Annotated in this window: 24 protein-coding genes; 17 read left to right on the forward strand and 7 right to left on the reverse strand. The window is 47.5% G+C overall.

Translation table 11 applies throughout. The features are described from left to right. Positions 1-34 precede the first annotated feature (34 nt). From QUE64_RS02735 to moaE, 6 genes are read left to right on the forward strand one after another with little or no spacing between them, the layout of a single operon-like run. Positions 35-1291, forward strand: coding sequence for a pyridoxal phosphate-dependent aminotransferase (locus tag QUE64_RS02735; RefSeq protein WP_286224276.1), 1257 nt, complete (start codon positions 35-37; stop codon positions 1289-1291). Beyond that, complete coding sequence (locus QUE64_RS02740; RefSeq protein WP_286224713.1) at positions 1291-2601, forward strand: homoserine dehydrogenase; 1311 nt, start codon at positions 1291-1293, stop codon at positions 2599-2601. Before QUE64_RS02735 ends, QUE64_RS02740 begins: the two co-directional genes overlap by 1 nt. Positions 2602-2615: 14 nt before the next feature. Next, positions 2616-4058, forward strand: coding sequence for a threonine synthase (gene thrC, locus QUE64_RS02745; protein WP_286225813.1), 1443 nt, complete (start codon positions 2616-2618; stop codon positions 4056-4058). 2 nt (positions 4059-4060) lie between these two features. Then, the gene (locus QUE64_RS02750) at positions 4061-5323 is read left to right on the forward strand and encodes a molybdopterin molybdotransferase MoeA (RefSeq protein ID WP_286225814.1); all 1263 of its coding nucleotides are present in this window, start codon (positions 4061-4063) and stop codon (positions 5321-5323) included. A 9-nt stretch (positions 5324-5332) separates the two neighbouring features. Beyond that, the gene (moaD, locus tag QUE64_RS02755) at positions 5333-5590 is read left to right on the forward strand and encodes a molybdopterin converting factor subunit 1 (RefSeq protein WP_286224279.1); all 258 of its coding nucleotides are present in this window, start codon (positions 5333-5335) and stop codon (positions 5588-5590) included. Between the two features lies 1 nt (position 5591). Further along, positions 5592-6047, forward strand: coding sequence for a molybdopterin synthase catalytic subunit MoaE (gene moaE, locus QUE64_RS02760; protein WP_286225815.1), 456 nt, complete (start codon positions 5592-5594; stop codon positions 6045-6047). Here the strand turns inward: moaE and QUE64_RS02765 are convergent. Further along, positions 6037-6291 carry a GIY-YIG nuclease family protein gene (locus QUE64_RS02765; protein WP_286225816.1) on the reverse strand — a complete coding sequence of 85 codons (255 nt, stop codon included), beginning with the start codon at positions 6289-6291 and terminating at the stop codon, positions 6037-6039. The two genes, moaE and QUE64_RS02765, sit on opposite strands and share 11 nt — an antisense overlap. 94 nt (positions 6292-6385) lie before the next feature. On the opposite strand from QUE64_RS02765, the gene clpB reads away from it, so the two are divergent. The 4 genes from clpB (at position 6386) to QUE64_RS02785 (ending at position 12377) form a co-directional block, all read left to right on the forward strand. Beyond that, entirely contained in the window at positions 6386-8989 is a 2604-nt protein-coding gene (gene clpB, locus QUE64_RS02770; protein ID WP_286225817.1) for an ATP-dependent chaperone ClpB, read from the forward strand. Between the two features lie 40 nt (positions 8990-9029). Then, positions 9030-10277: an MFS transporter gene (locus tag QUE64_RS02775; protein WP_286225818.1), complete on the forward strand. Its 1248-nt coding sequence runs from the start codon at positions 9030-9032 to the stop codon at positions 10275-10277. Between the two features lie 273 nt (positions 10278-10550). Continuing rightward, positions 10551-11849, forward strand: coding sequence for an isocitrate lyase (aceA, locus tag QUE64_RS02780; protein ID WP_286225819.1), 1299 nt, complete (start codon positions 10551-10553; stop codon positions 11847-11849). A gap of 99 nt (positions 11850-11948) precedes the next feature. Next, positions 11949-12377, forward strand: coding sequence for an HIT family protein (locus QUE64_RS02785; protein ID WP_286225820.1), 429 nt, complete (start codon positions 11949-11951; stop codon positions 12375-12377). On the opposite strand, the gene QUE64_RS02790 is transcribed toward QUE64_RS02785, so the two are convergent. Genes QUE64_RS02790 through QUE64_RS02815 form a run of 6 tightly spaced genes read right to left on the reverse strand, consistent with a single transcriptional unit; the run spans position 12369 to position 17362 of the window. Next, a complete protein-coding gene (locus tag QUE64_RS02790; protein WP_353506774.1) occupies positions 12369-13142 on the reverse strand; it encodes a class I SAM-dependent methyltransferase in 774 nt (257 codons plus the stop codon). The genes QUE64_RS02785 and QUE64_RS02790 overlap by 9 nt on opposite strands. After that, positions 13087-13509 carry a DUF1841 family protein gene (locus QUE64_RS02795; protein WP_286226153.1) on the reverse strand — a complete coding sequence of 141 codons (423 nt, stop codon included), beginning with the start codon at positions 13507-13509 and terminating at the stop codon, positions 13087-13089. The genes QUE64_RS02790 and QUE64_RS02795 overlap by 56 nt, the downstream gene beginning before the upstream one ends. Further along, entirely contained in the window at positions 13502-14158 is a 657-nt protein-coding gene (gene nth / locus QUE64_RS02800) for an endonuclease III (RefSeq protein WP_286224288.1), read from the reverse strand. The genes QUE64_RS02795 and nth overlap by 8 nt, the downstream gene beginning before the upstream one ends. Next, positions 14155-14835, reverse strand: coding sequence for an electron transport complex subunit RsxB (gene rsxB / locus QUE64_RS02805; RefSeq protein ID WP_286225822.1), 681 nt, complete (start codon positions 14833-14835; stop codon positions 14155-14157). The genes nth and rsxB overlap by 4 nt, the downstream gene beginning before the upstream one ends. A 21-nt stretch (positions 14836-14856) precedes the next feature. Then, a complete protein-coding gene (locus QUE64_RS02810; RefSeq protein WP_286224290.1) occupies positions 14857-16128 on the reverse strand; it encodes a polyhydroxyalkanoate depolymerase in 1272 nt (423 codons plus the stop codon). Between the two features lie 28 nt (positions 16129-16156). After that, positions 16157-17362: an amino acid aminotransferase gene (locus QUE64_RS02815; RefSeq protein WP_286225823.1), complete on the reverse strand. Its 1206-nt coding sequence runs from the start codon at positions 17360-17362 to the stop codon at positions 16157-16159. A gap of 133 nt (positions 17363-17495) precedes the next feature. Between QUE64_RS02815 and uvrB the strand changes: the two genes are divergently transcribed. The 7 genes from uvrB to hscA all read left to right on the forward strand — a co-directional run bounded on the left by uvrB (position 17496) and on the right by hscA (position 24766). Further along, on the forward strand, positions 17496-19658 hold the full coding sequence (gene uvrB, locus QUE64_RS02820; protein ID WP_286225824.1) for an excinuclease ABC subunit UvrB: 2163 nt from the start codon (positions 17496-17498) through the stop codon (positions 19656-19658). A 148-nt stretch (positions 19659-19806) separates the two neighbouring features. Continuing rightward, on the forward strand, positions 19807-20376 hold the full coding sequence (gene iscR, locus QUE64_RS02825) for a Fe-S cluster assembly transcriptional regulator IscR (RefSeq protein ID WP_108508047.1): 570 nt from the start codon (positions 19807-19809) through the stop codon (positions 20374-20376). A gap of 2 nt (positions 20377-20378) precedes the next feature. Continuing rightward, positions 20379-21638 (forward strand): IscS subfamily cysteine desulfurase, encoded by a 1260-nt coding sequence (locus QUE64_RS02830; protein WP_286224294.1) that lies wholly within the window; start codon positions 20379-20381, stop codon positions 21636-21638. Between the two features lie 33 nt (positions 21639-21671). Continuing rightward, complete coding sequence (gene iscU, locus QUE64_RS02835; protein WP_215371770.1) at positions 21672-22058, forward strand: Fe-S cluster assembly scaffold IscU; 387 nt, start codon at positions 21672-21674, stop codon at positions 22056-22058. Between the two features lie 8 nt (positions 22059-22066). Next, complete coding sequence (gene iscA, locus QUE64_RS02840) at positions 22067-22390, forward strand: iron-sulfur cluster assembly protein IscA (RefSeq protein ID WP_286225825.1); 324 nt, start codon at positions 22067-22069, stop codon at positions 22388-22390. After that, on the forward strand, positions 22368-22892 hold the full coding sequence (hscB, locus tag QUE64_RS02845) for a Fe-S protein assembly co-chaperone HscB (protein WP_286225826.1): 525 nt from the start codon (positions 22368-22370) through the stop codon (positions 22890-22892). Before iscA ends, hscB begins: the two co-directional genes overlap by 23 nt. Before the next feature lie 11 nt (positions 22893-22903). After that, entirely contained in the window at positions 22904-24766 is a 1863-nt protein-coding gene (gene hscA / locus QUE64_RS02850) for a Fe-S protein assembly chaperone HscA (RefSeq protein ID WP_286225827.1), read from the forward strand. The last annotated feature ends 2 nt before the right edge of the window (positions 24767-24768 follow it).

Below are 24768 nucleotides of genomic sequence, written 5' to 3' on the forward strand. Positions count from 1 at the left end.
ATTTCAATGGCTTAACCCTGTAGAAGATCTGATTGTGAAACCCATACAAAAGTCCGACAAACTAAACAACGTCTGCTACGACATTCGTGGCCCTGTACTTGAACTTGCTCAACGCATGGAAGAGGAAGGGCACAAAATTATCAAGCTAAACATCGGTAATGTCGGTGTGTTCGGCTTTGATCCTCCGGAAGAAATCCAGCTCGATATGATTCGTAATCTTGGAAATGCGTCCGCTTACTCGGATTCCAAGGGGATTTTTGCGGCTCGTAAAGCCATCATGCAGTATTGCCAAGAAAAAGGGATTCAAGGTGTTACCTTGGATGATATTTACACCGGCAATGGTGCATCTGAGTTAATTGTTCTGGCGATGAATGCGCTTTTGAACAATGGCGATGAAGTGTTGGTGCCGGCACCCGATTACCCACTATGGACTGCCGCTGTTTCATTATCAGGCGGGACCCCGCATCACTACTTGTGTGATGAGTCTAAGGATTGGCAGCCTGATCTTGAGGATATGCGCTCCAAAATCACTCCGCGAACCAAAGCTATTGTGGTAATCAATCCTAATAATCCAACCGGTGCTTTGTATTCCAAAGAAGTGTTGCTAGAAATCATTGCGGTTGCGCGCCAGCATAATTTGATCTTATTTGTCGATGAGATCTACGACAAAATGCTCTTTGATGGCGAGAAACACATTTCGCTGGCATCGCTATCGACCGACGTAGTCACGATTACGTTTAATGGTCTATCAAAGAACTACCGCTCCTGCGGTTACCGCTCGGGCTGGATGGTTGTGTCTGGTGATAAAGCAATGGTTGCTGATTACATTGAGGGTTTAAACATGCTGTCCTCAATGCGGCTCTGCGCCAATGTCCCAGGACAATATGCGATTCAAACGGCATTAGGCGGCTACCAAAGCATCAATGACCTGGTGGCGAAGGATGGTCGATTAACTCGTCAACGTGACTTGGCTTACAAACTCATGAGTGAGATCCCAGGGGTCAGTGTTGCCAAGCCTAAAGCAGCACTCTATTTATTCCCAAAACTCGACCCACAGATGTATCCGATTAAAGACGATCAGCAATTTATCGCCGATCTTCTCAAAGAGGAGAAAGTTCTTTTGGTGCAGGGCACCGGTTTTAATTGGCCCAAACCAGATCATTTCCGGATTACTTTCTTACCCCATGAAGATACTTTGCGTGAGGCTATCAAGCGGATTGCTCACTTTCTTGAACGCTATCGTACGAAACACGCAAGCAATTCGGTCACAGCAACCACAGTAAAAGCATGATGAAACCTATTCAAGTTGGACTTCTGGGGATTGGCACCGTTGGTAGCGGAGTCTTTACCGTTCTCGCTCGTAATCAAGAGGAAATACAGCGGCGCGCAGGGCGCGGTATACGGATTCATACGGTAGCGGATTTAAATACCCAGCGCGCGCAAGAGCTTGTACAGGGCCAGGCCGAGGTGGTCAACGATGCACGTAAGGTGATTCAGAATCCCGAGATAGATATTGTGGTCGAGCTGATTGGCGGCTATGGGATCGCTAAGGATTTGGTGCTTGAAGCCATTGCACATGGAAAACACGTGGTCACTGCCAACAAAGCTTTAATTGCTGTGCATGGTAATGAGATCTTTAAAGCAGCTCATGCTAAGGGAGTGATGGTCGCATTTGAAGCTGCGGTCGCTGGCGGCATTCCAATTATTAAGGCCTTGCGTGAGGGCTTGAGTGCCAATCGGATCGAATGGATTGCTGGAATTATTAACGGTACGACTAACTTTATTCTCTCTGAGATGCGCGATAAGGGTTTGGACTTTAATGTCGTCCTAAAAGAGGCGCAACGCTTAGGCTATGCTGAAGCGGACCCAACCTTCGATATTGAAGGAATTGATGCGGCTCATAAGGCAACTATCATGAGTGCTATTGCTTTTGGAGTGCCGATGCAATTTGCGCAAGCGCATGTTGAGGGAATCACCAAGCTCTCTGCCACTGACATTCGGTATGCTGAGCAATTGGGCTACCGCATCAAGCTTTTAGGGATTACCAAGAAAACCCCAAGTGGTATTGAGTTACGTGTGCACCCAACCTTGGTTCCCGCTAAGCGTTTGTTGGCTAACGTTGAAGGCGCCATGAATGCGGTACAAGTATTTGGTGATGCGGTAGGTACCACTCTTTATTACGGGAAGGGCGCTGGTTCAGAGCCAACAGCCTCTGCCGTGATTGCCGATTTGGTCGATGTGACACGTTTGCAAACGGCAGATCCTGAAAATCGGGTGCCCCATTTGGCGTTTCAGCCAGATGCCTTGCAAAATACTCCGATTCTGCCGATCGCAGAAGTAACGACCAGTTATTATTTGCGCTTAGCAGTTGCTGATCAGGCTGGCGTTTTGGCCGATATCACACGAATTTTGGCTGCGCATGGCGTATCCATCGATGCTCTCTTGCAAAAAGAAGCTGCCGAAGGTGAAAGCCAAACCGATCTCGTTATTCTGACCCATGAGACCAAAGAAAAAAATATGACGGCGGCTTTGTTAGAGATGCAAGATCTAAAAACCGTGATTGGTGAGATCGTGAAGATTCGTCTTGAAAATCTTTCCTAGACCCAGTTTTACATATGCTTTATCAATCAACCCGAGGCGCAAGCCCAGAACAAACTTTTCAGGGAATCTTATTAGGTGGCCTGGCACCCGATGGGGGTTTGTATTTGCCAACCCATTATCCTCAGGTGACCAAGGCGCAGTTAGATTCTTGGAGGGGCCTGTCGTACCCCGACTTGGCATTTGAAATTATTCGTTTGTATTGCGATGATATTCCCGCTGATGATTTAAAAGCCTTGCTTCACAAGACCTACACTCCGCAGGTCTATTGCAATGGTCGTCCTGCTGACGCAGCAAGTGACATTACCCCGGTGCATTGGTTAGGTGAGGAGCATGGTGCAAGGTTGGGACTCTTAAGTTTATCGAATGGCCCAACCCTTGCTTTCAAAGATATGGCGATGCAGTTGTTAGGCAATCTCTTTGAATACGCATTAAAACGTGCCAAGCAGGATCTCAATATCTTGGGGGCCACTTCCGGGGATACTGGAAGTGCGGCCGAGTACGCCATGCGAGGTAAAGAGGGCATTAAAGTGTTTATGCTGTCGCCGCGTGGCAAGATGAGCCCGTTCCAGTCGGCGCAAATGTATTCCTTGCAAGACCCCAATATTTTTAATCTCGCGGTCGACGGAGTATTTGATGATTGCCAGGATATTGTGAAGGCGGTTAGTAATGATTTGGAGTTCAAAGCTAAATATCGAATTGGAACAGTGAACTCTATCAATTGGGGACGTGTTTTAGCGCAGGTGGTGTACTACTTTCAGGGATATTTATTAGCAACAGCTTCGAGTGAGGAAAAAATATCTTACGCAGTGCCATCCGGTAATTTTGGTAATGTTTGCGCAGGTCATATCGCCAGGATGATGGGTTTGCCGATTGCGCACTTAGTAGTTGCAACCAATGAAAACGATGTCCTCGATGAGTTCTTTAAAACCGGCGTTTACCGAGCACGCAAATCTGCCGAAACTTTACATACCTCAAGCCCGTCGATGGATATTTCGAAAGCAAGTAATTTTGAGCGTTTTATTTTCGATCTACTTGGTCGTGACGGTAAGCGAACTGCCCAATTATTTAAACAAGTAGAAACGGATGGCGGCTTTGATTTATCGCATGATCCGGCATTTAAAAACATCTCTCAATTTGGATTTGTCTCGGGTCGAAGTACACATCAAAATCGTTTAGAAACGATTCGGGATATTGATGAGCGCTACGGTGTCATGATTGACACCCATACCGCTGACGGCATTAAAGTGGCGCGTGAGTATTTGCAGGATGGCATTCGGATGCTAGTGCTGGAGACCGCCTTGCCAATTAAATTTGAAGAAACGATCCAAGAAGCATTGGGTCGGCCTGCCGATTGCCCACCCGCATTTCGTGACATTAAAAATAAGCCACAACGTGTGACGAATGTACCGGCTAGCACCCCAACGGTGAAGGCCTTTATCCAAGATCACGTCGATTGATCATGGCCATCAGCTCATCCTCAGGCTCTAGTAATAAACCACCACTACTAAGTGCAGCCGATGCTTTATCACATTTACTGAAAAACCCTGTGCCGGTTGAGGCCCAAGAGTTAGTGCCAACCCAAGATGCACTAGGGCGTGTACTTGCTGAGGATATTGTTAGTACAGTTGATGTGCCGCCACTCGACAACACATCGATGGATGGTTACGCCGTTGCAACTCAGGACATCTCAGAGTCGGGAGTAATCTTAAGAGTAGATCAACGCATTCCAGCGGGATCGGTCGGTAAGCCGCTTAAGCCAAAGACCATTGCCAGAATCTTTACGGGTGCGCCGATACCCCCAGGGGCAGATGCGGTTGTGATGCAAGAGGATTGTGTAACTCAGGCCCAATCCGATTTCGTACAAATTAACTCTATTCCTAACGCGGGACAATGGATTCGTCGACGCGGGGAGGATTTAAGTGTCGGAAAAGTTGCTTTATCGGCTGGCACCGTTTTAAGACCTCAACATCTGGGCGTCGCTGCGTCTGCTGGCTATGCACAGCTGCCTGTTAAACGTAAGGTAAGAGTAGCAGCATTCTTTACTGGTGATGAGTTGTCCTTACCAGGCGAACCTTTAAAGCCTGGCGGTATTTATAACTCGAATCGGGACACCTTATTGGGGCTTATTCGGAGCATGGGATGTGTTGGGACAGATTATGGGATTGTTCCTGATCGATTGGAGTCAACCCGCCAAGCTTTACGAACTGCTAGCGAAGATCATGATCTGATTATTACCTCAGGCGGAGTCTCTGTGGGCGAAGAGGATCACATTAAGCCAGCCGTTCATGCGGAAGGTCGACTGGATTTATGGCAGATTGGTATTAAGCCAGGTAAACCGCTGGCATTTGGCGCGGTTCGCAAACAAAATCAGGCAAATCGCGAGGCATGGTTTATCGGTCTTCCTGGTAATCCAGTATCTAGTTTTGTGACCTTCATTCTATTTGTTCGTCCATTTATCTTAAAACTTCAGGGGCGGTCCGATTTGGCACCACCATCTTTTCAGGTGAGAGCCGACTTTGATTGGCTAAAGCCAGATCGCCGTAATGAGTTTTTGCGAGTCAAAATGAACGCAGAAGGTGGTCTTGACCTATTTCCCAATCAGAGCTCGGGTGTTTTGACAAGCGCAGCTTGGGGGGATGGCTTGATTGATTGTCCGGCCGGACAGGGATTCAAAAAGGGTGATATGGTTCGATATATCCCCTTTAGTGGACTACTTTATTAATTCATCGCCATGAAACTGCATCTGCGTTTTTTTGCCTCGATACGAGAAGGCCTAGGTGTGGCGCAAGAAGAGATTGTGATTCCCGACTCGGTCAAAACTATTGCAGATCTTCGCGCCTTCTTAACAACGCGAGGCGCGCCGTGGTCCGATGTGTTGTCGAAGGATCGCGTCTTGCGATGTGCTCTCAATCAGCAAATGGTCAGCGCAGACACCGCTCTATTGGAGGACGCTGAAGTTGCTTTCTTCCCTCCGGTCACTGGAGGCTGATATGCCGGTTCGTATTCAAGAGCAGGATTTTGACCTCAGTACAGAAATTGCAAATTTACGAGCTGGCGACGGTGCAGTTGGTGCGGTCGCTATTTTTGTTGGTACGGTTCGGGATCTGAATGACGGTTCCGCTGTGAGGCAAATGACCTTGGAGCATTACCCGGGGATGACCGAAGCAGCCTTACAGTTAATTATTGATCAGGCTAAGGGTCGCTGGGATTTGAATCAAGCCCTGATTATTCATCGCGTCGGTCCCTTGCAGCCGCTCGATCAGATTGTGCTGGTCGCCGTTACCAGCGCCCACCGTGGCGAGGCCTTTGCTGCATGCGAGTTCATGATGGATTACCTAAAGACACAAGCGCCTTTTTGGAAAAAAGAAGATACTCCAAATGGTGCTCGTTGGGTCGATGCCCGCGTTTCAGATGATGCTGCTTTGGCCCGCTGGTCTAAAAGCTAGGCTGATTGCTAAAGAACCCTCTTTTCTGGGCTCGTGGTAAACGTTTCACGGCACATTCCGCTTTAGAGGCCTCTGAGCGGTCAGGATAGGTCTTTACCTCCAGTAACCTCACTGGCCCTCGTCCACGCGTATAGCGTGCACCAAGCCCTTGATTGTGTGCAAGTATTCGCCCCTCCAGCTGATTGGTAATGCCAGTGTAATAACTACCATCAGCACATTCGAGGAGGTAAAGGAACCAGGTCATCGCAGTTTGCATTGAAATAAAAAACTTGAATAATGGGGTTTTACCCCCATATTCTAAGTAGACTTATTCATTAGTAAATAAATTCATTTAAATCATGCGAATCGATAAATTAACCACTAAATTCCAAGAGGCGTTAGGGGACGCACAAAGCCTTGCCCTAACTAACGATAACCAGTTCATTGAGCCCGAGCACTTGCTGCTTGCCATGCTGCGCCAGCAAGATGGGGGGGCGCGTAGCTTATTAACTCGGGCCGGTACCAATGTTGCTGGCCTTGAAAAGGCTGCCGAGGCGATGATCGCCAAATTACCTCAGGTGCAGGGTACCGGGGGCGACGTTCAGATCGGTCGGACTTTATTAAGTTGGCTCAATCAAACCGAAAAGGAAGCAAGTAAACGCGGAGATCAATTTATTGCTGGCGAGCTATTCTTATTGGTTTTGGCAGACGATAAAGGCGAGCTTGGCAAAGCAGCCCGTGAGAATGGGCTGAGTCGCAAGGCCTTAGAAGCAGCCATTGATTTAGTGCGCGGCGGAGAGTCGGTGAACTCAGCGGATGCCGAAGGGCAGCGCGAAGCTCTAAAGAAATACACCCTTGATCTGACCGAGCGTGCTCGACTTGGAAAGCTTGATCCAGTGATCGGGCGCGATGATGAGATCCGTCGTGCGATTCAAATTCTTCAGCGGCGTAGTAAAAATAACCCGGTCTTAATTGGTGAGCCAGGTGTCGGTAAGACGGCCATCGTTGAAGGCCTTGCGCAACGTATTGTGAACGGTGAAGTGCCGGAAACCTTAAAAGACAAACGCGTCTTGGTGTTGGATATGGCACTGTTACTAGCAGGCGCAAAGTATCGCGGTGAATTCGAAGAGCGTTTAAAAGCCGTTCTTAATGATGTGGCAAAAGACGAAGGCCGCACCATTATGTTCATTGATGAAATTCATACCATGGTTGGAGCTGGTAAGGCCGATGGTGCAATGGATGCTGGCAATATGTTAAAGCCTGCACTAGCGCGGGGTGAGCTCCACTGTATTGGTGCCACCACACTGGATGAATATCGTAAATATATTGAAAAAGATGCCGCTCTAGAGCGTCGTTTCCAAAAAGTGATGGTTGATGAGCCAAGTGTTGAGGCAACGATTGCGATTCTGCGTGGCTTACAAGAGAAATATGAACTACATCACGGCATTGAGATTACCGATCCAGCGATTGTGGCCGCAGCTGAGCTTTCTCACCGCTACATCACAGATCGATTTTTGCCGGACAAAGCAATTGACCTCATCGATGAGGCTGGCTCTCGTATCAAGATGGAAATTGATTCAAAGCCTGAGGTGATGGATAAATTGGATCGTCGCCTGATCCAATTAAAGATCGAGCGTGAAGCGGTCAAGAAAGAGAAGGACGATGCTTCTAAAAAACGCCTAGACCTCATTGAAGAGGAAATCACCCGTTTGGGTGCTGAGTATGCTGACCTTGAGGAAATTTGGAAGGCAGAAAAGGGTGCAGCTTTGGGTGCTGCCTCTGTGAAAGAGGAGATCGAACGCGTCAAAGCAGAAATCGCCAAGCTGCAGCGCGAGGGTAAGCTCGAGAAAGTCGCTGAACTGCAATACGGGAAATTACCTGAGCTTGAACAAAAGCTGAAGTCAGCGGCGGCTGCTGAGGCAAAAGCAGAGCAAAAAGATACAAGTCGGCCGAAATTACTTCGCACTCAAGTTGGTGCCGAAGAGATTGCCGAGGTGGTCTCGCGCGCCACAGGCATTCCTGTTTCAAAAATGATGCAGGGTGAGCGAGACAAATTGCTCAAAATGGAAGAGCATTTGCACGAACGTGTTGTAGGGCAAGATGAAGCCATTCGCGCGGTCTCGGATGCGATTCGTCGCTCGCGCGCTGGTCTTTCTGAGGAAAATAAACCCTATGGCTCATTTATGTTTTTAGGGCCTACGGGTGTTGGCAAAACGGAGCTTTGCAAAGCATTGGCTGAGTTTTTGTTTGATAGTGATGACCGACTCATACGTATTGACATGAGTGAGTTCATGGAAAAGCACAGCGTCGCTCGCTTAATTGGTGCGCCCCCTGGGTATGTGGGTTATGAGGAGGGTGGTTATCTTACTGAGCAGGTGCGTCGCAAACCCTATAGCGTGATTTTGTTTGATGAGATCGAAAAAGCACATCCTGATGTATTTAATGTGTTACTACAAGTTTTGGATGATGGACGCTTAACCGATGGTCAGGGTCGCACGGTTGATTTTAAAAATACTGTGATTGTGATGACCAGTAATATTGGTTCTCATTTGATCCAGTCCATGACTGGAAAAAATCAAGCAGAAGTGAAAGAAGCAGTTTTTGGCGAACTTAAGAATCATTTCCGTCCTGAGTTCTTAAACCGGGTCGATGAGATCGTGGTCTTCCATGGGCTTGACCAAAAGAATATTGCCTCGATTGCAAAAATCCTCTTGCAAAACCTCTCCGAGCGCTTGGCGCGTCTTGATATGCAATTAGATATTAGTGATGCCGCGTTGAATAAGTTAGCCGAGGTTGGCTTTGATCCTGTTTTTGGAGCAAGACCACTCAAGCGAGCGATTCAGCAACATATTGAAAATCCGGTATCGAAGATGATTTTGGAGGGTAAATTTGGCCCGCAGGATGTAATTCCGGTGGATGTCGATAAAAAGGGCGATTTCAGCTTTTCGCGTCTCGTGCATTAAGCGTTTTGGCGGATTGAGCGACTGGCGCTAAACTAGTGCCATGTCGCTTGCCCAAGGCAGTTTTTATTCTAGTGATAACCGTACGATTGGCTTAATTAGCCTCGCGCACGGTACCTCACATTTTTACCATTTAGTTCTTCCTCCACTATTTCCTTGGCTCAAGATTGAGTTCGGCTTGTCGTACGCCGAACTCGGTTTATTGATGACCGTCTTCTTTGTGGTGTCTTGCATTGTTCAGGCCTCGTCTGGTTTTCTGGTGGATCACAAAGGCGCGCGACCAGTCCTTTTCGCCGGGATCGGACTATTGGCTCTATCCGCAGTGACCTATGCTGTGAGTTCAAGTTATTTGGGGTTGATGATTGGTGCAATTTTGATGGGGTGTGGCAATGGTGTTTTTCATCCCGTTGATTACACCCTAATTAATCATAAGATTTCGCCAAAACGACTACCGTATGCGTATTCCTTCCATGGGGTCACAGGTTATCTAGGCTGGGCTTTAGCCCCAGTCTTTATGGTGGCGATTGCCGAATTGGCAAACTGGCGAACGGCGATGATGGCGGCAGCCATCTTAGCCATATCGGTTCTGATGTTGCTCTGGTTTAACCGTGACTTGTTAACGGATGATGCAAAAGAGCGTCAAGCTAGTAATTTAGCGAATGCGCGTAAGGAAGACCCAAACCATAGCCCCTTGGGAACTTTTGATTTCTTAAAGTTGCCTGCCGTTTGGCTATGCTGGCTCTTCTTCTTTTTTAGCATGGTGGCGATGTCAGGTATTCAATCATTTGCCCCTAGTGCCCTGTTTAAGACTTATGAAATCTCGGTTGCCTCCGGAAACTTTTTCCTAACTCTCCTAGCACTTGGAACCGCTGGCGGCATGCTATTAGGCGGTTATCTGGCAAGTCGTTTTGCTGCCCCGGAACGAACGGTTGTGATCTGCTTATTTGTTAGTGCGCTTATGTCGGTGATCATCGGTGCAGAGTTAGTATCGGCTGCCTTCATTCCAACCTTGTTTGTTGTGATCGGAATTGGCTTGGGTATTGCTGCGCCATCACGCGACTTAATGATTCGGTCAGCAACGCCGCAAGGCGCCTCTGGTCGAGTCTATGGCATTGTCTACTCAGGCATTGACCTTGGCGCCTCAGTCGGCCCTCTTGCCTTTGGAATTTTGCTCGATGCTGGCAGGCCCAACTGGCTCTTCTTAGGGGTTGCCTTTATCCAATGCTTAATTATCTTTACCGCATTTAGGGTTGCAAGTAGCATCCCCAATCGACCAGCTACGGCGGATTAAATCTAATTTCCATCTAGTGAAATCAAAATTTCATTAGATGGAAAGATAGAAAAATGAAAATTGTTACCCCATTTCATTTTCTAATTCTTTATTTCATAAAGCAAAATTTTATCAATAAGTAATTGAATCTGTTGAGTTAATTTATTTTTATATCATTAGTAGATTTAGTCATTATTAATCAATTGCTTTCTAAACTCTTATATAAGACATAAGAGTTTGGGTTTCTCAAGCCCACGTCGATATCCATTTTTATCGTGAATGAAGGAGAGCAATATGGTGACTCGTAAAGCAGAAGCAGCAATTATTCAGAAGGATTGGGATACCAATCCACGTTGGCAGGGGGTAAAGCGTGGCTACACCGCAGAAGATGTCGTTCGTCTTCGCGGTTCTGTTCGCCCAGAGTACACCTTAGCGAAACAGGGCGCTGAGAAGTTATGGAATTTGGTGAATAACGAAGCCTATGTAAATTGCTTGGGCGCATTGACCGGTGGTCAAGCCATGCAGCAAGTGAAGGCTGGTGTTAAAGCAATCTATTTGTCAGGCTGGCAAGTAGCTGCTGATAACAATACCTATGCAGCAATGTATCCTGATCAATCCCTCTATCCAGTGGATTCAGTACCTAAGGTGGTTGAGCGAATTAATAATACATTTGAGCGCGCAGATCAGATTCAGTGGTCAAAAGGAATTAATCCAGGCGATCCTGGTTACATCGATTATTTCGCACCCATCGTTGCCGATGCTGAAGCTGGCTTTGGTGGTGTTCTGAATGCCTATGAATTAAGCAAAGCATTGATTAAAAATGGTGCAGCCGGCGTGCACTTTGAAGATCAGTTGTCATCCGTTAAAAAATGCGGACACTTAGGTGGCAAGGTGCTGTTACCAACCCAAGAGTCCGTGCAGAAATTAATTGCTGCTCGTTTGGCTGCCGATGTCATGGGTGTGCCAACCATTATTTTGGCAAGAACCGATGCTGAGGCTGCTGACCTATTAACCTCGGATTATGATGAAAACGATAAACCGTTCTTGACTGGTGAGAGAACACCTGAGGGTTTCTATAAAACTCGTAAAGGGCTCGGACAGGCGATTTCTCGTGGTTTGGCTTACGCAGAATATGCCGATATGGTCTGGTGCGAGACCGGTACCCCAGATTTGGATTTTGCGAAGAAGTTTGCTGAAGCCATTCGTGAGAAGTTCCCCGGAAAAATGTTGGCCTACAACTGCTCGCCGTCATTTAACTGGAAGAAAAACTTAGATGATGCAACGATTGCTAAGTTCCAGCGCGAGCTAGGTGCGATGGGTTATAAGTACCAGTTCATTACTTTGGCCGGTATTCACTCGATGTGGTACAACATGTATGACCTTTCACAAGACTATGTCAAGCGCGGTATGACGGCTTATGTTGAGAAGGTACAAGAGCCTGAGTTTGCAGCACGTGATCGGGGTTATTCCTTTGTTTCACATCAGCAAGAAGTTGGCACCGGCTACTTCGATGACGTTACAACCGTGATTCAAGGTGGGAAATCATCGGTAACTGCCTTGACTGGATCGACCGAAGAAGAGCAATTTCATTAATCATTCATTCGCCTAATCTGCGGCTAATGCAGTTATGGAAGGCGTCTTTAGCATCCCAAAAGGGTGACTTAGGCGCCTTTCTGTTTTACAGTAGTAACTATGAACCATTGCATTCTTTGCAAAGACGAGGGCGGGCATCTAGTATGGCGCGGTGATGATGCGCGCGTTGTTCTGGTCGATGCTCCCGATTTGCCTGGCTATTGCCGGGTGATTTGGAATCGACATACTGCTGAGATGAGTGAGCTATCACGAGTTGAGCGAGAAATCTTGCTGGCCTTGGTGGACGTGGTTGAGTTTGCAGTCCGCCGTGTGATGCGACCCCAAAAAATAAACCTAGCCTCATTGGGTAATCAAGTTCCCCATCTTCATTGGCATGTGATCCCCCGTTTTGCCGATGATCCATATTTTCCAGAGTCAATTTGGTCTTTAAGGCAGCGCGATACAGCTGAAGCTGTACTGAAGTCGCGACGTGAGCTTGCTAAGGGAGTTCCGGAAGCGATCCGATCAGGTATTGCTGACTTAGCTTAAGCGTTGGTAGGCCCAGGCTTGATGAAAGCCGTGGGCGTCTAGTAAATCTTCCTGATGAAAGCCTGCCTGGCGCGCGAGCGATTGATATTCAGAGGGGCTCAAAGGAAAGTCATTGGCTCGCACATGCTCAGTAATACGGGCACGTTCGATGGAGCTGATTGCCACCCAATCATTTTCAACCATGCATAAATATTGATCAAGATAATCATCTCGACTTTGTCGATTATTGCGCATTACATCGATCAACACAAACGACCCCGACTGTTTTAAGACTCGAAAGCATTCCTTAAAAAGAGCCAGCTTGGATTGATCATTCAAATGATGAATGGCATAACTTGAAAATACTAAATCCAGGGCGCAGTCCGGTATTTGACGAAGTTGCTCAAGCATATCCAAGCAATTTAATTCCAATTGCGAAGACCAGGGTGCCAAATTAGTTTTAGCAAGCTGCAGCGCTGGTTGTGAAAGATCGCATGCTATGTAGCGCGAGATTTGATTATTCTTAAAAAGTGTTTGACTGAGAGTGGCGTCTCCACAACCAAGATCTACAAGGGATATTGGTCGATCAATTGCCTGAATCAGCCGTTGACTGGCATCAACCAATTCGTGATGAAACATGTAGTTATGCTCAAGTAGTTTTTGATATGTCGCCCAATTGGATCGAAATAAAGTGATTGGGTCAGATTCAGACGCTTGATTCATTGAAAACCTAGAGTAATTTTCGGATCGATTCAATATATGCATGCGCATCGAGAGCCTGACCATTGCGCTGTGATTCCCAAAGTGCGCGACCTAGGCATTCCATGATCTGGTGATGGGCCTCATGCTCTGAATCTAATTTTCGACTAAGTTGCTCGGCTACCAACTTGATTCCCGGGGGCTGATCAATTGAAATCTGCTCGCTAATCGATAGGTGCATCGATAAATGCAAAAAGGGGTTGGTTTGCCCTTGTTCGGGTGTGAATTCATGAGAGAGCGCTTCATTGCTCGTCAAAATAGCGTGGTACTCAGGGTGAAGCTTGATCCATGAGCAGGCCATCATCTCCAGGGGCGTTAATACACCCCCAGACAACTCTTTTTGCCATGCCCCGCAAAAGAATTGTCGAACCTCATCACGGCTTGGGTTAAACAGTGCCACGTATTTTTCCTTGATTGGTTTTATATCGATAGGAGCATAAAGGCTCGACGATGCATTGCGCGCAATCTGGATTGCGAGCTTTGCATACATAGCGGCCGTGCAAAATCAGCCAATGATGAGCATCCATGAGGTAGTCCTTCGGAATCCGTTTCATGAGTTTTTTTTCAACTTCAATGACATTTTTACCCGGGGCAAGACCTGTGCGATTCGATACTCGGAAAATATGAGTATCTACCGCAATCGTTGGTTCCCCAAATGCCGTATTGAGGATCACATTGGCGGTTTTGCGCCCAACCCCAGGAAGCGCCTCAAGGTCAGATCGGTTTCTGGGTACTTCACCACCATGGCGCTCAAGCAGGATTCGACAGGTTTCCTGTAAATGTTTACCTTTTGTTCGATACAGTCCAATATGTTGAATATAAGGACGTACCCCTTCTTCGCCGAGCTCTAGGATGGCTCTAGGAGTATTGGCGACTACGAACAATCGACGAGTTCCCTTATTCACCGATACATCGGTTGCTTGCGCAGATAGTAAGACCGCAGTTAATAGTTCGAATGGCGAGCTGTATTCGAGTTCAGTAGTCGGCTTTGGATTATTTGCCTTCAATTGCTCAAAAAAGGCAATGCGCTGCTCAAGATTCATGATGTTGATGAGCCTGATTGCTTTACTCGTGCAATGGCTGCAGCAATAATCGCCCGTTTCCGTTCGATTTCATCGAGTTGTGCTTGGCTAGTGGCTTCATTTTGATCCAGTGCAGCCAATTTAGCTTTGGCTTTAGTGGCCAATCGCTCTTGCTGATCACGCTCTTCACGTCCTAATCGATTTAAATGCGACTCATAGCGAGATCTCGCAAGATCGGCTTGGGCGGCTGACCAGGCATTCCAGCCGGTTTGTTCACCCGTTACATTGAGCATGTGAATGCAATCGACTGGGCAAGGGGCAACACATAAATCGCAGCCTGTACACCACTCGGGAAGAACGGTATGCATTTGTTTGGACGCGCCAACGATGGCATCGACGGGACATGCCTGGATACAGAGTGTGCAGCCAATGCAGGCTTTCGGATCAATCCAAGCGACAGGGCGGGGACGCTCAACCCCGCACTCTGGGTTAATGGTGCGGGTCTCATCATCCAAGGGGTAATTCAGGATTTGGCTAAGACGAATAATTCCCTCGACACCGCCCGGGGGGCAACGATTGGGTTTTTCTCCCTCAGCGAGCGCCTCTGCGTAACCGCGGCAATCGGGGTAGCCGCACTTTGTGCATTGTGTTTGCGGAAGCGCGTCTTCGAGTAGGTCGGCCAGCTTGGTTGAGGGCATGGACTTTAAATCCGATGCAATTTAATTCGCGTCTTGATTGCTGGGATTCGATGAGTGGTGAGCCCGAATAAATTGCTGGATGCGGGGATAGACCTTATTGCGCCAACGACTTCCAGAAAAAATACCGTAATGTCCGGCACCGCTTACTTCATAATGCTCTTTCCTCGATTCCTCAATTCCCTTGCACAGTTTATGGGCCGCACGCGTTTGACCACTCCCAGAAATATCATCCATCTCGCCTTCGATCGTCAGTAAGGCTGACTCCTGAATATCTTGAGGTTTAACGAGCTCATTGCGTACCATCCAAGTTCCATTTGGTAGTGCATAGTCTTTGAAGACCGTACGTATGGTATCTAAGTAGTAGTGAGCATCCATATCCAGCACCGCGTTGTATTCGTCATAAAAACGGATATGGGCTTGCGCATCTTGTTCGTCACCACGTACTAAGTTTTGAAAATAATCCCAATGTGACTGCAGATGGTTGCTTGGGTTCATGGCAATAAAACCCATGTGCTGCAAGAACCCTGGATAAACTCGTCGCCCGACACCAGGATGGGGTGGCGGTACGTTATGAATCGTATTTGCCTCAAACCACTCAATCGATTTACTCATCGCCAGAGAGTTCACTGCGGTTGGTGATTTGCGTGCATCGATTGGTCCGCCCATCATCACCAGTGAGCGAGGTGTGCTCTCACCACGTGAAGCCATCAGAGATACAGCGCCCAGTACTGGTACGGTTGGTTGGCACACCGATATCACATGCAAGTTTTCAGCGCCAATGTGGCGAATGAAATCTTCAATGTAATGGACGTAATCATCTAGGCCGAATACACCTTGGTCATTTGGAACCATCCTGGCATCGATCCAGTCGGTGATATAGACCTTGTGATCTTGCAACATGGTGCGAACGGTATCGCGCAATAAGGTCGAGTGATGACCCGAGAGTGGGGCAACAATTAAAACAACAGGGTCTTGCTTCATTTTGGAGATGACTTCAATATCATCTGAAAAACGCTTGAAGCGAACCAAATTACAAAAAGGCTTGGCTAGAGCAGTAAATTCTTGGACAACCACTTCTTTGCCGTGTGCCTTGACACTCCGAATTCCAAACTCGGGTTTTTTATAGTCCTTGCCAAGACGGTGCAAGAGTTCATAACTGGCTGCTAGACGTTCGGCACCCGGCACCAGTGAGAGCGGGTTCGCGGGATTAACAAAAGTCTCAGCGGTCGTTTTAGCCCACTCTGTTAGGGGTTGCAATAATGCTTTTTGAAAATCATAGATTTGATAAAGCATTGAATACTCTCCAGAACCAGCAAAGATCCTATTTTGACATGAGAACCCGGGCAATTGCCTGAGCGACCCGATCTATATTTTTGGTATTTAAAGCAGCCACGCAAATGCGTCCCGTGGACAGAGCGTAAATGCCATCCTGTTCTTGGAGCTTGGCGACCTGGTCAGAGGTCAGCCCTGAGTAGGAGAACATGCCCCGTTGTGCCTCAATAAATGAAAAATCTTGCGATACGCCAGCTGCTGCCAATTTCTCTTTTAGGCCTTGACGCATGGATTTAATCCGATCGCGCATCTGGGCTAATTCATCTTCCCACATTTGACGCAGTTTTGGTGAGTTGAGAACCGTTGCCACAATCGCTGCACCATGCGTTGGTGGGTTTGAGTAATTGGTTCGAATCACGCGTTTGAGCTGCGACAGAACGCGGGCAGACTCTTCTTTGCTTTGTGTCACGATGGATAAAGCACCAACACGCTCACCATACAAAGAGAATGATTTGGAGAAAGAACTCGATACGAAGAAAGACATTCCCGAATCAGCAAACATGCGTACGGCAGCACCATCTTGTTCAATACCGTCCGCAAAGCCTTGGTAAGCAATATCAAGAAATGGAATTAACTGTTTTTGTTGGCAAATCGAAATAATTTTTTGCCATTGATCTTTGTTGAGATCCGCACCCGTTGGATTGTGACAGCAGGCATGGAGGATGACTAAGGTTTTCGCAGGAAAAGACTCCAGCGATTTCACCATGCCATCAAAGTCAACGCCCCGTGTTTTTGGGTCAAAGTAGGTGTACTCCAAAACCTCGTATCCAGCAGCCTCAAAAATACCGCGATGGTTCTCCCAGCTTGGGGAGCTAATGGCTGCTTTTGCAGTAGGTTCAAGGCGTTTAACAAAATCTCCACCAACTCGGAGGGCTCCAGTGCCACCAAGGCACTCTGCAGTGACCACTCGCCCAGCCTGAATCAATGCTGAGTCTTTGCCAAAAAGTAAGTTCTGAACAGCTGAGTTATATGGATTGGGTCCTTCAATCGGAATGTAGGCACGAGGCGCTTCTTTGGCAACGACTTCTTTCTCCGCCTCCAGGACAGCGCGCAAGAGCGGAACTTTGCCTTCGTCGGTGTAATAAACCCCTACACCTAAATTAACTTTGCCGGGCCTTTGGTCAGCGTTATAAGCCTCGGTTAGGCCAAAAATTGGATCTTTGGGAGCAAGCTGGACGGAAGAAAACAGATTCATGGTGGAAATTTCGATTAGTTGTTGTAAATCAGGCTCTTAGAAGCGGTTGGTATAAACGGAATAAAAACGGCAAAATTGAAGATTATTTATAAATTGCTAGGTAATTCATCCCTGGCCATAAATGATAGCCGAGATGCCAAAGCTCAATCCAAAATCGACCAGCAAAAAAAAGAACCCAGACCCGGTCGTTTTTACCGATTCTTCTGGAGTCGCAGAGGATGTTGTTCTACAGATTGAGGAGGCGACGACTCTGGATGAATCGAAGTTCGTTACCTTTCCAAATTCACCATATCAACTCTATCAACCATTTCCCCCCGCCGGTGATCAACCGACTGCGATTGATCAGTTATGCGAAGGACTTGAGGATGGATTGTTGTTTCAAACTCTATTAGGGGTTACCGGTTCAGGCAAAACATTCACCATGGCGAATGTCATTGCGAGAATGGGCCGGCCGGCCATTATCTTTGCGCCCAATAAAACTCTCGCAGCACAGTTGTATTCTGAGTTTCGGGAATTCTTCCCCAGAAATGCTGTTGAATATTTTGTGAGTTATTACGACTACTATCAACCAGAAGCTTACGTACCTCAGCGCGATCTGTTCATCGAAAAAGACTCATCAATTAATGAGCATATTGAACAGATGCGTTTATCGGCCACAAAAAGTTTATTAGAGCGTCGAGATGTGGTGATTGTGGCAACCGTATCGGCCATTTATGGCATTGGTAATCCAGGCGATTACCACAGTATGGTGTTGACCTTACGACCTGGTGATAAATTAAGTCAACGCGATATCGTGACTCGATTGATTTCCATGCAGTATGAGCGCAATGAGATGGATTTTCAGCGAGGCATTTTTCGGGTCCGCGGCGATACGATCGATATTTTCCCGGCCGAGCATAATGAACTGGCGATTCGGGTTGAGCTATTTGATGACCAAGTTGAATCACTTCATTTCTTTGATCCATTAACCGGAAAGATTAAGCAAAAATTACCGCGTTTTACGGTGTATCCAAGCTCGCATTATGTAACCCCAAGAGAAACAGTTTTAAGAGCGATTGAAACTATTAAAGCTGAGTTACGGGAGCGTTTGGATGAGTTTGTTAAAGGGAATAAGTTAGTGGAGGCGCAGCGTTTAGAGCAGCGTACCCGATTTGACCTTGAGATGCTCGCGGAACTTGGCTTTTGCAAAGGGATTGAAAACTATTCGCGACATTTATCGGGTGCAAAACCGGGTGAAGCGCCACCCACATTAGTTGATTACCTGCCAGATGATGCGCTCATGTTTTTAGATGAGAGCCATGTTTTGATTGGGCAATTGAATGGGATGTATAACGGGGACCGCTCTCGTAAACATACCTTGGTGGAGTACGGCTTTCGCTTACCATCGGCGATGGATAACCGCCCACTGAAATTTCCAGAGTTTGAGACGAAGATGCGCCAAGCAATTTTTGTCTCAGCAACTCCAGCCGATTATGAAAACCAAAAAACGGGCCAAGTGGTTGAGCAAGTCGTACGTCCTACAGGTCTGGTCGATCCTGAAATTGAGGTTCTACCCGCCAGCTCTCAGGTGGATGACTTACTGGGTCAAATTCATGACCGTGTGAAAGCGGGTGAGCGCATATTGGTCACAGTGCTTACAAAGCGTATGGCCGAACAATTAACAGAATATTTGGCTGATAACGGCGTAAAAGTACGCTATGTTCACTCGGATATTGATACGGTCGAGCGTGTCGAGATTATTCGTGATTTACGTTTAGGTGTTTTTGATGTGTTAGTTGGTATCAATTTATTGCGCGAGGGTCTTGATATCCCCGAGGTATCTCTCGTCGCAATCTTGGATGCGGATAAAGAGGGATTTTTACGAGCAGAGCGGAGTTTGATTCAGACCATTGGAAGGGCAGCGCGAAATGTTCATGGCAAAGCGATTTTGTATGCCGACAAGATAACGGACTCCATGAAAAGAGCGATGGGGGAAACTGAGCGTCGCAGAAATAAGCAAATTGCGTTTAACTTGCAGCATGGCATTAAGCCCAAAGGTGTTCAGAAGCGAATCAAAGACATTATTGATGGCGTTTACGATGTTCAGGAAAAGCGCGCGGAGTTGCAAGTTGCGCAGCGTAAGGCCCAGTATGAGATGATGAGTGAGCGTGAGTTAGCGAGCGAAATTAATCGTCTCGAGAAGCAAATGATGGCTGAGGCCAAAAATCTCGAGTTTGAGAAGGCGGCCGCAACTCGAGACCAGATTGCTAAAATTAAGGAGTTGGCATTTGGAGCGCTTGCTAAAGATTCTATATAAATCAAGCGCTTATCGTTTTTATCCCCACATTACCCCTATGGCTTATTCTTGATAAAAATACTCGGGAATATGTTATACTTGACTGGAATTGTCAGGTATTACCCCTCTGGCAATGGCTGTCCATATCAACCCACAACCAAGGTGATTTATGAGACTTACTACTAAAGGTCGTTTTGCTGTAACCGCGATGATTGACTTAGCCCTGCGCGAAGCGCATGGTCCCGTAACCCTAGCTGGAATTAGCCAGCGCCAGAAGATTTCGCTTTCGTATCTAGAGCAACTCTTTGGAAAATTGCGTCGCTTTAACATTGTTGAGAGTACTCGCGGTCCAGGTGGCGGCTATACATTAGCCCGCAAAGCCGAGGAGGTCAGTGTGGCCGACATCATTGTGGCTGTGGATGAGCCCTTAGACGCTACCCAGTGCGGCGGCAAGGGAAATTGCCATAGCGAGGAAGACACCCATAGTCGCTGTATGACCCATGACTTATGGACCAATTTGAACGCCAAGATGGTTGAGTATCTAGACTCGGTCACTTTACGCGATTTGGTCAAACAGCAAGAAAGCCGCGGAGTGGTGATTGCTGATATGCGCGAGAAAAAAGTGCGCGTTGAGCCTGCGAAGTTGAAAAAGCCCGCAGTCGCTGCAGTTGCTAAAAAAGAAGAGGCTCCTAAGCGGCCTTTAATTAATTCAGTATTCAATTTAGCAAGACAAGGTTAAGTATGAACGCTCCCATGAAGGCAGCTTTACAACCCGTTTCCATATATAGCCCCAAGCATTTCCCGGTCTATATGGATTACTCGGCGACGACGCCGATTGATCAGCGCGTGGTTGACAAAATGCTGCCTTATTTGCGGGAGCAATTTGGTAATGCAGCCTCCCGTAGCCATGCATTTGGATGGGCGGCCGAGGAAGCGGTCGAGGAAGCGCGGGTCGAGGTTGCTAAATTAGTTCATGCCGATCCTCGTGAGATCGTATGGACCAGTGGCGCAACCGAGAGTATTAATTTAGCGCTGAAGGGCGCAGCCCATTTCTACAAAGAAAAAGGCAAGCACATTATTACGGTGAAGACTGAGCATAAAGCGACCCTTGATACTTGTCGTGAGCTTGAACGCGAGGGATATGATGTTACCTACCTCGATGTCATGGAAAACGGTCTAATTGATTTTGCTCAGTTTGAGGCTGCTATTCGTCCAGACACCATCTTGGCATCGGTGATGTATGTCAATAACGAAATTGGAGTGATTCAAGACATTCCACGACTTGGCGAATTGTGCCGCTCGCGCGGAGTCATTTTTCATGTGGATGCTGCGCAAGCAACCGGCAAGGTTGAGATTGACTTAGAAAAGCTCAAAGTCGATCTGATGAGTTTCTCAGCACATAAGACCTATGGCCCCAAAGGGATTGGTGCTCTATATGTGCGACGCAAGCCCAGAGTGCGAATTGAAGCGCAGATTCATGGCGGCGGTCACGAGCGCGGAATGCGTTCGGGAACTTTACCTGTTCACCAAATTGTTGGCATGGGTGAGGCGTTCCGGATTGCTCGGATTGAGATGACTGAGGAAGCCGCGCGGATTCGCAAATTACGTGATCGTTTGTTAGCTGGTTTAAAAGACATTGAAGAAGTTTATGTCAATGGTGATATGGATCACCGTGTTGCCCATAACCTCAATATCAGTTTTAACTATGTTGAAGGTGAATCGATGTTGATGGCATTAAAGGACATTGCGATCTCTTCTGGATCTGCTTGTACCTCAGCATCTTTAGAGCCTTCTTATGTATTGCGTGCATTGGGGCGTAACGATGAGCTTGCCCATAGTTCGATTCGTTTTACGATCGGTCGCTTTACCACCGAAGAAGAAGTAGATTTCACGATTGCGTTGGTCAAAGACAAGATTGCAAAATTGCGGGAACTTTCTCCCTTGTGGGAAATGTACAAAGACGGCATTGATCTCAATACGATTCAATGGGCAGCGCATTAATGATGTTTGTTGTTCTAAACGAGGTAATTTGAAATGGCATATAGCGATAAAGTAATTGATCATTATGAAAACCCCCGAAATGTTGGCTCCTTTGCCAAGGGTGATGAGCAGGTTGGCACCGGAATGGTTGGTGCGCCCGCATGTGGTGATGTGATGAAATTGCAAATTCGCGTGAATGATCATGGTGTCATTGAAGATGCGAAATTCAAGACCTATGGTTGCGGTTCTGCGATTGCATCCTCCTCATTGGTGACCGAATGGGTAAAAGGTAAAACTCTTGATCAAGCTTTGGAGATTAAGAACTCCCAAATTGCTCAAGAGTTGTCATTGCCACCCGTGAAAATTCATTGTTCGATCTTGGCTGAGGATGCCATTAAGGCAGCAGTAAAAGATTACAAAGACAAGCATCCTGTTAAATAAAAACTACTATGCCCATCACCCTCACTGAAAAGGCCGCTAACCACGTCAACCGTAGTTTGCAAAAACGCGGTAAAGGCTGTGGTTTGCGTTTGGGCGTGCGCACCACTGGCTGCTCAGGCCTTGCCTACCAATTGGAATATGTTGATGAGGCCGCTCCAGAAGATCAAGTATTTGAATCCCATGGCATCAAGATTTTTGTTGATCCAAAGAGCCTGACCTATATCGACGGCACCGAGCTTGATTTTGTCCGCGAGGGCTTAAATGAAGGATTTAAGTTTCAGAATCCCAATGTGAAAGATGAGTGTGGTTGTGGCGAATCTTTCCGCGTCTGACAACTACTTCACTTTTTTTGGCCTCACTCCCCGGTTCGTATTTGATACGTCGGCATTGGATCAGGCCTATTTAGCGATTCAAAAGGAAGTTCACCCCGATCGTCACGCCTCGGGGTCTGATGCTGAGCAACGCTTAGCGATGCAAATGGCGACTTATGCCAATAGCGCTTACCGAACCCTGAAAGACCCCGTCGCGCGTGGCCTCTACCTCTGCCAGCTCCAGGGCGTTGAAGCTGATCTCGAGACTAATACTGCGATGCCAGCCCAGTTTCTCATGAAGCAAATGGAGTGGCGCGAAGCTTTAGATGACCATGCCGATGATTTGGAGGCTCTGGAGCAACTTGCAACTGAGGTTAAAGCCTCTCGTAGCGATTCATTACAGCAGCTTACCAATGCATTTGAGCGGTCCTCTTATTCCAAAGCGGTCGATATCTTGCGTGGCTTACTCTTTATCAACAAATTTGCTACCGAGCTCGATGATGCAATCGCGCAACTGGTCTAAGACAAACAAATATGGCTCTACTACAAATTGCTGAACCTGGAATGGCATTGGCGCCCCATGAGCGCAAGGTGGCCATTGGAATCGATTTAGGAACGACGAACTCCTTGGTTGCGGTCGTTCGCGATGCCTTACCAAAAGTCTTAACAGATGCTGCTGGTCAGGCTCTATTTCCCTCGGTGATTCGGTATTTGCCAAATGGCAGAACGCAGGGTGGATTTGAGGCTTTAGAACATGTGATCGAGGATCCAAAAAATACGATTGTCTCAGTTAAGCGTTTCATGGGACGCGGTTTAAATGATTTCACGGGTCACGATTTCCCTTACACGTTCATCGATGAGCCAGGCATGGTTAAGTTACGAACTGTTGCAGGGGATAAAAGCCCGGTGGAGGTGAGCGCAGAGATCTTGGCACGATTACGACAGTTAGCCGAAGATTCCGTACAGGATGAAATCGTCGGGGCGGTCATCACAGTTCCCGCTTATTTTGATGATGCCCAACGTCAAGCTACGAAAGACGCTGCTAAGCTTGCCGGGCTCCACGTCCTGCGGCTATTAAACGAGCCCACAGCGGCTGCGATTGCGTATGGCCTAGATAATGCCTCGGAAGGTATTTATGCCGTCTATGATCTTGGCGGCGGAACCTTTGATATTTCGATTCTGCGAATGAGTAAGGGCGTGTTTGAGGTTTTATCCACCGGTGGAGATTCTGCCTTGGGTGGTGATGACTTCGATCGATCGGTATATGACTGGGTGATTGATGAGGCTAAGCTGATAAGCCTTGAGCCTAAGGATCAGCGGGCGCTACTGAGCGCAGCCAAGCGCGCCAAAGAAGAGTTAAGCAATGTGACCGAGACCCCTATTGAGCTCACGCTCACGAACGGACAGTCCATCTCCCTAATTCTGACTCGCGACAAGTTCGGAGCGCTTACAAAGCCATTGGTGGATAAGACTATGGTTTCGGTTCGTAAAGCACTGCGTGATGCTCAACTCCAAGTGGATAAAGTAAAGGGTGTCGTGATGGTTGGTGGCGCCACCCGTATGCCGCAAGTACAAGCAGCGGTTGGGACATTTTTTAAGACTCAGCCCTTAAACAACCTTGATCCCGATCAGGTGGTTGCTCTTGGCGCAGCAATGCAGGCCGATCTTCTAGCGGGCAATCAAAGCAAGAACAATGAGTGGTTATTACTTGATGTTATCCCGCTATCCCTTGGTTTGGAAACCATGGGTGGACTCGTAGAAAAAATAATTCCGCGCAATACGCCAATTCCTGTTGCCAGGGCACAAGACTTCACGACCTTTAAAGATGGTCAGACCGGCCTATCGCTCCACATTGTGCAGGGGGAGCGCGAGGTCGTTGATGCTTGCCGGTCCCTAGGGCGATTTGAGCTCAAGGGTATTCCTCCGATGGTTGCTGGTGCTGCGCGTATTCGAGTGACATTCCAGGTCGACGCAGATGGACTTTTATCGGTGCATGCGATCGAGCAAAGCTCTGGGGTCCAGGCATCCATTGAAATCAAGCCATCCTATGGGCTAAGTGATTCTGAGATTGCCCGCATGCTGCAAGATGGATTCCAGGCCGCCGGGGATGATATGCGCGCTCGTGCATTACGTGAGGAGCAGGTGGAAGCAAGGCGCTTATTAGAGGCAGTGACTGTAGCACTGCAGGAGGATGGTGATCTGCTAACCGATGTCGAGCGTGCCCTGATTCGTAAGGAGATGACTCAGTTACAGACACTTTTAGAAGTGGAAACAAACAGTGATGTGTTGCGTAAAGCGATTGAAAAAGCCGCCAAGACTACCGATCCGTTTGCTGAAAAGCGCATGAATGCCAGTATTCAGCGTGCACTGACTGGAAAAAATGTTGCTGAAATTTAACT

Origin of the sequence: Polynucleobacter sp. HIN7, assembly GCF_030297595.1 — a bacterium.
Taxonomy (GTDB): Bacteria; Pseudomonadota; Gammaproteobacteria; order Burkholderiales; family Burkholderiaceae; genus Polynucleobacter.